Consider the following 6,100-nt stretch of genomic DNA (forward strand, 5'->3'; position numbering starts at 1 on the left):
ACACAAAGGATGGCGTGGTGGTGACCTATCTGCGTGACGGCAAAATGCATCGCGTGCGCGGTAAAAACACCATCATGGCGGGCTATAACATGATGATCCCGTATCTGGTGCCTGAGATGCCGGAACAGCAGCAGGCGGATCTCAAACTGAACGTGAAGGCACCGCTGGTGTACACCAATGTGGTGGTCAAAAACTGGCAGGCGTTCAAACAGCTTGGCGTGCATGAATTTTACTCTCCGGCGGCACCTTACAGCCGGATTAAGCTCGACTATCCGGTCAGCATCGGCGGGTATCAACACCCGGCCTCACCGGACGAACCGATGGTCATTCACATGGTCTATGTGCCTACTTATCCGGGCAGTAATCTGTCGGCCAGAGAGCAATTCCGTCTTGGGCGAGCGTATTTACTGGGGACCACATTTGCGACGCATGAGGAGATGATTCGCTCCCAGTTACAGGAAATGTTTGGCTCAACGGGCTTTGATAATCAACGCGATATCTCCGCCATTACGGTTAACCGCTGGGCGCATGGCTATGCGTATTACGCCAACGCGTTGTTCGATGATATGGATAAAATGCCAGAAATTATCGAGCGGGCGCGTCAGCCAGTTGGTCGCATTGCCATCGCTAATTCCGATTCTGACTGGGGCGCTTATGCCCATACGGCCATCGATCAGGCATGGCGTGCGGTTAATGAACTCAAGGATATGGGGTGATCTATGCGTAATGTAACCGTTCTTGCCGCCTGTTTGTTTACCGCCTCTGTGAGTGCAGCGGAATCTAATGGCGAATATATCGCCCGTATCTCTGACTGTGTGGCCTGTCATACCACCGAAGGGGGGGCGGCGATGGCGGGTGGCAAAAAGTTTCCTACTCCGGTAGGGGATATTTATTCGACCAACATTACTCCAGACAAAGCCCAGGGTATTGGTAATTACTCATACGAGGATTTTGACAAGGCCGTACGTCAGGGAATTGCTAAAGATGGTCATCCGCTCTATCCGGCCATGCCTTATCCCTCTTACGCAAAACTTTCTGATGACGATGTACAGGCGTTGTATCGCTATTTTATGCATGATGTCACCCCCTCTGCGCAGCCCAATAAAGAGAATGCCATTCCGTGGCTACTCTCCGCCCGCTGGCCGCTGCATATCTGGAACTGGCTGTTTACCGACGCGCCAGCGACGGCTGTAGAGAGTGCGAAAACGGATGACAACGCTGCGTTAGTAAAACGGGGCGCTTATCTGGTGGAAGGTCCCGGACACTGCGGTTCTTGCCATACCCCGAGAGGCATGGCGATGAACGAAAAAGCGTATACCAATGCTGATGCCGAGTACCTGAGCGGCGCGATGATCGACGGCTGGTATGCACCTTCGCTGCGCGGCACGGGAATGTCTGAGCAGGAATTAAAATCGCTGTTGCTGACCGGTAAAAGCAAGCATGCCGCGGTTTCAGGTTCGATGGCTGAAGTCGTTACGCAGAGTACACAGTATCTGACCGATGACGATGCCACGGCGATCGCGCAATATCTGCTGAGCCTGAAAAGCGAGAAGCCTGAAACGGTGCGCGCAGCGGCAACTACGGTGTCCTGGTCGAATTCACCCGAGGCGGGCAAAGTGACCTATAACCGCTACTGCTCCACCTGTCACGGTCTGGAGGGGAAAGGTACGGATGATAACGCACCTTCTTTGATCAACAATCCGTTGGTGATGGTTGATGACCCGACGCCGCTATTCAGAGTGATTGCCCACGGCGCAGAAACACCGACAACGCGTGGCAGCGTCTCCTTTAAGATGCCGGCTTACGGTGGCATGTTAAGCGACAACGAAATGCGCGACGTGATTAATTACGTGCGTAAAAGTTGGGGAGAAGGGAATGGCGAAGTAAGCCAGGAGGACCTGGCAGGGATTAAAAAAGCGTCACATTAAACAGCATGTCGGCCGGACAAGGTGCTTGCAGCGCCATCCGGCAGTGTTTAAACGGCGTTTACTCTGATAATACCCACCAGTCGGGTAAACGCCGCCGCCATTTCATGCTCTTCGATACTGGCAAATCCCAGCAGCAGGCCGCTGCGTTTCTCTTCATTCACGTAATAGCGAGACAGCGGGCGCACCAGCAGCCCTCGCGCATTTGCCTGTTGGGCAATAACAACGTCATCGCTCCCGACGGGCAACTGTAGAATCATGTGCAGCCCGGCGTTGCTGCTGAAGGAGCCAAGATACTGCTCGCCCAACTGGCGACTGATAAGCTCCACCAACGTCTGGCGGCGACGACTGTACAACTGGCGCATTTTACGAATGTGCGCCGCGTAGTAACCCTCGCGGATAAACTCCGCCAGCGCTGCCTGAATCAGCAAATGTCCACCACGATAGAGGTCGTTATGAACCTTCTTCAGCGGCGCGGCGAGCGGTTTGGGCAGTACCACATACCCGAGCCGCAGTGCGGGATAGAGTGTTTTACTGAATGTCCCGATATAGATGACCGGCGTCTCTTCTTCCAGTCCCTGCAATGATGGAATTGGCTGGCCGGAAAAGCGAAATTCGCTGTCGTAGTCATCTTCCACTATCCAGCTTCGCGTTTCACGTGCGCGAAAGAGAAGTGCCCGACGGCGGTTGAGGCTCATTACCGAACCGAGCGGATATTGATGTGACGGTGTCACAAAAATCAGCTTTGGCGCAGATTCGCCAGCCTCCGGCGGCACCATACCTTGTTCATCAACCGGGATCGCCGAAAAGTTAACCGCATTGATGCGCAGAATATTTTTGATTCCCCAGTAGCCCGGCTCCTCAATCCAGGCGTTATCCCCCGGGTTGCATAGCGTCCGGGTCACCAGATCCAGCGCCTGGTGAATACCTTCAGTAATCAGAATTTGCTCCGGTGAACACCGCACCCCGCGTGCGGTGCGCAGATAGTCTGCCAGCGCTTCTTTCAGCTCAGTCACGCCGCCTGCGGCATCGTAAGTGAGAAACTCCGGGCGCAAGCGCCTCGCCAGCCGATCCTGAATTTTTTTGAGCACCCGGTGAGGGAAATGCTCCACATCAGGTACGCCTGGAATAAAAGCGCCCCATTGACGAGGGCTGGCGCTGGCATGGCCCAGCAGCTCAAGGCAGCGGGCAGATAAGCGGGTGTGATCCTCCAGTGTGGCGGCAACGGGCTCTTTGTGGGGACGCAGGTCAAGATTGTCCAGCACGCTGTCGGTGACAAATGTGCCGCTGCTGGTGCGCGCGGAAATATAACCTTCGGCCTGCAATTGCTCGTAAACCCGCAGGACGGTATTGCGCGATAGCGTCAGTTCGCCTGCCAGGTCACGCGACGGAGGCATTCGGGTAGCCGGTTTCAGGCTACCTTCGAGGATGCAACTGCAGATGGCGGCATACAGGCGACGATGCAGCTTTTCATCGGTCTGCTGGCTAAATGCCTGCTTGATCACATCTCCGGCAAGTGAACGCATTTGGATCCTTAAAATAAAACGATTTGGCTCTCGATTAAAGTACCAGATGGCGTCTAAATTTAAAGGGTAATTCAACCTAAATGTATTAATGGACAAGGTGTAGAGAATGAACAATAAAAACCTGCAACAACGTCGTCTGGATGCCACCCCGCGTGGCGTGGGTGTAATGTGTGATTTTTATGCCCAGTCAGCAGAAAACAGCACAATTACCGATATCGAAGGCAATCAGTACATTGATTTTGCCGCCGGGATTGCCGTGCTGAACACCGGACACCGTCATCCTCGCCTGGTGCAGGCAGTCGAAGCGCAACTGCAGGCTTTTACCCATACGGCTTATCAGATTGTCCCGTACGAAAGCTATGTGTCTTTGGCGGAGAAAATCAACGCCGTTGCGCCAATCGACGGCAAGCGCAAAACCACATTCTTCACCACCGGGGCTGAAGCGGTCGAAAATGCGGTGAAAATTGCGCGCGCACATACCGGCCGTCCTGGCGTTATTGCTTTTGGCGGCGGTTTTCATGGGCGTACCTACATGACGATGGCGTTAACCGGCAAGGTGGCACCGTATAAAAAAGGGTTCGGCCCGTTCCCTGGCTCCGTTTACCACGCGCCGTATCCTTGCGAGTTGCAGGGGATTTCTACGGCGGACTCCATCAAAGCGATTGAGCGCCTGTTTAAAGCCGATATCGATCCCACCCAGGTCGCGGCGATCATTTTCGAACCCGTCCAGGGTGAAGGGGGCTTCGTGGTGGCGCCGCCGGAGTTTGTGGCTGCCATCCGCCGTATTTGCGACGAGCATGGCATCGTGATGATCGCCGATGAGGTGCAAAGCGGGTTTGCCCGTACGGGCCAGTTGTTTGCGATGGACCATTACGCTGACAAAGCTGACCTGATGACTATGGCAAAAAGCCTTGCAGGCGGCATGCCGCTGTCTGGCGTCGTGGGCAAAGCTGAAATTATGGATGCGCCTGCGCCGGGTGGTCTGGGCGGAACCTACGCCGGAAACCCGCTGTCAATTGCGGCAGCTCATGCGGTGCTGGATATTATTCGTGATGAACAGCTGTGCCAGCGTGCGGCAGCTCTTGGCGAACAACTGCGCGCCACTCTGACTGACGCGCAAACCGGGTGTCCTGAACTGGCCGAAGTGCGCGGCTTAGGCTCTATGATCGCCGCTGAATTCTGTGACGCAGCGACGGGAGAACCCAACGCTGCCGCCGCACAACGCGTGCAGAAGAAAGCCCTTGAGCAAGGATTACTGCTGCTGACCTGCGGTCAGTATGGCAACGTTATTCGTTTCCTTTATCCGCTGACGATCCCGCAGGATCAGTTCGCCAAAGCGCTCGATATCATTAAAGCGGCAACCAAATAATCCGTTAGTCATAGTGTTACCCACAGCCGACGGTGGTCATCACCGTCGGCTTTTTTGTCGGCATAAATTGATCTTCCTCGTGTGTCGTGCGGTATTTATCGCGAATGGGTTGCCTGTTATATCGTTATATAATTTAATACACATCGTTTTTACTCCGCTATCCAGATGGTATCCCATGTTAACTTTCCGCTCTTTTGTGCTGGTATGCGCCAGCATGTTGTTTGCGTTTTCTGCCCAGGCCGACCGTACGATCACCGACCAGCTTGGTCGTCAGGTCACGATTCCGGACCACGTCGACAAAGTGGTCGTGCTGCAACACCAGACGCTGAATATTCTGGTCCAGCTTAATGCTCAGCAGGACATTATTGGCGTGATGTCGAGCTGGAAAAAACAGCTCGGGCCTGAGTTTGCGCGCTTTATGCCGGCAATTGCCACATTGCCGACGCCGGGCGATCTCACCAGCGTGAATATTGAAAGCCTACTGGCGATTCATCCACAGGTGGTTTTTGTCGCCAACTATGCGCCAGCGGAGATGATCCAGCAGATTCAGAACGCCGGTATTCCGGTCGTGGCAATCTCATTGCGCAAGGATGCAGCCGGGCAACAGAATAAAATGAACCCGACCATGGCCGATGAAGAGCAGGTCTACAACGAAGGGTTAAAGCAGGGGATTCGCCTGATTGCGGATGTCGTGGGGCGCAAACCGCAAGCTGAGACATTGATCGACTACGTTTTTGCGACGCGGGCAAAATTCAATGCGCCGGTCGCAAAAATCCCGGATGCGCAAAAAGTCCGTATTTATATGGCTAACCCCGACCTGATGACTTACGGCTCCGGGAAGTACACGGGACTCATGATGCAGCACGCGGGTGGGCTAAACGTGGCGGCTGCCAGTGTGAAAGGCGCCCGTCAGGTTGCGCTGGAACAGGTATTGGCGTGGAACCCGCAGGTAATTTTTGTTCAGGATCGCTACCCGCAGGTGGTAACGGAGATCCAAAACGATCCTAACTGGCAGGGGATTGATGCGGTAAAAAATCATCGCGTCTGGTTGATGCCTGAGTACGCCAAAGCCTGGGGCTATCCGATGCCTGAAGCGTTGGCGATTGGTGAGCTGTGGATGGCCAAAAAACTGTACCCGGACGCCTATAAAGACGTGGATGTTGATGCGCAGGCGCAAGACTACTATCAGCGTTTTTATCGTGTGAACTGGCAGCCTGATGCAGTTAAGTAAGCGCATTTTACTCCAGCAACCACTCTTAATCGCGACGGTCCTGTTGCTG

General features: G+C 54.4%; 4 protein-coding genes and 1 pseudogene. 4 read left to right on the forward strand and 1 reads right to left on the reverse strand.

Going from position 1 to position 6,100, the window contains the following annotated elements:
- A pseudogene (locus KQJ19_RS21870) lies at positions 1–716 on the forward strand (spermidine dehydrogenase); the annotation flags it as partial.
- A 3-nt stretch (positions 717–719) separates the two neighbouring features.
- Positions 720–1,928: a cytochrome c gene (locus KQJ19_RS21875; RefSeq protein ID WP_216404133.1), complete on the forward strand. Its 1,209-nt coding sequence runs from the start codon at positions 720–722 to the stop codon at positions 1,926–1,928.
- 47 nt (positions 1,929–1,975) lie between these two features.
- Here KQJ19_RS21875 and KQJ19_RS21880 read toward each other — a convergent pair whose 3' ends face one another.
- Positions 1,976–3,451 (reverse strand): PLP-dependent aminotransferase family protein, encoded by a 1,476-nt coding sequence (locus KQJ19_RS21880; protein WP_216404134.1) that lies wholly within the window; start codon positions 3,449–3,451, stop codon positions 1,976–1,978.
- 106 nt (positions 3,452–3,557) lie between these two features.
- Between KQJ19_RS21880 and puuE the strand changes: the two genes are divergently transcribed.
- Entirely contained in the window at positions 3,558–4,820 is a 1,263-nt protein-coding gene (gene puuE / locus KQJ19_RS21885) for a 4-aminobutyrate transaminase (RefSeq protein WP_016152939.1), read from the forward strand.
- Between the two features lie 175 nt (positions 4,821–4,995).
- Positions 4,996–6,051, forward strand: coding sequence for an ABC transporter substrate-binding protein (locus KQJ19_RS21890; RefSeq protein ID WP_216404135.1), 1,056 nt, complete (start codon positions 4,996–4,998; stop codon positions 6,049–6,051).
- The last annotated feature ends 49 nt before the right edge of the window (positions 6,052–6,100 follow it).

This window comes from Citrobacter sp. S46_ASV_140 (assembly GCF_018919545.1).
Lineage (GTDB): Bacteria > Pseudomonadota > Gammaproteobacteria > Enterobacterales > Enterobacteriaceae > Citrobacter > Citrobacter braakii.

Excerpts from the sequence above, each read along its gene's own strand:
- puuE (WP_016152939.1), top strand. The coding sequence starts at position 3,558 with ATGAACAATAAAAACCTGCAACAACGTCGTCTGGATGCCACCCCGCGT.
- KQJ19_RS21875 (WP_216404133.1), top strand. The coding sequence starts at position 720 with ATGCGTAATGTAACCGTTCTTGCCGCCTGTTTGTTTACCGCCTCTGTG.
- KQJ19_RS21880 (WP_216404134.1), bottom strand. The coding sequence starts at position 3,451 with ATGCGTTCACTTGCCGGAGATGTGATCAAGCAGGCATTTAGCCAGCAG.
- KQJ19_RS21890 (WP_216404135.1), top strand. The coding sequence starts at position 4,996 with ATGTTAACTTTCCGCTCTTTTGTGCTGGTATGCGCCAGCATGTTGTTT.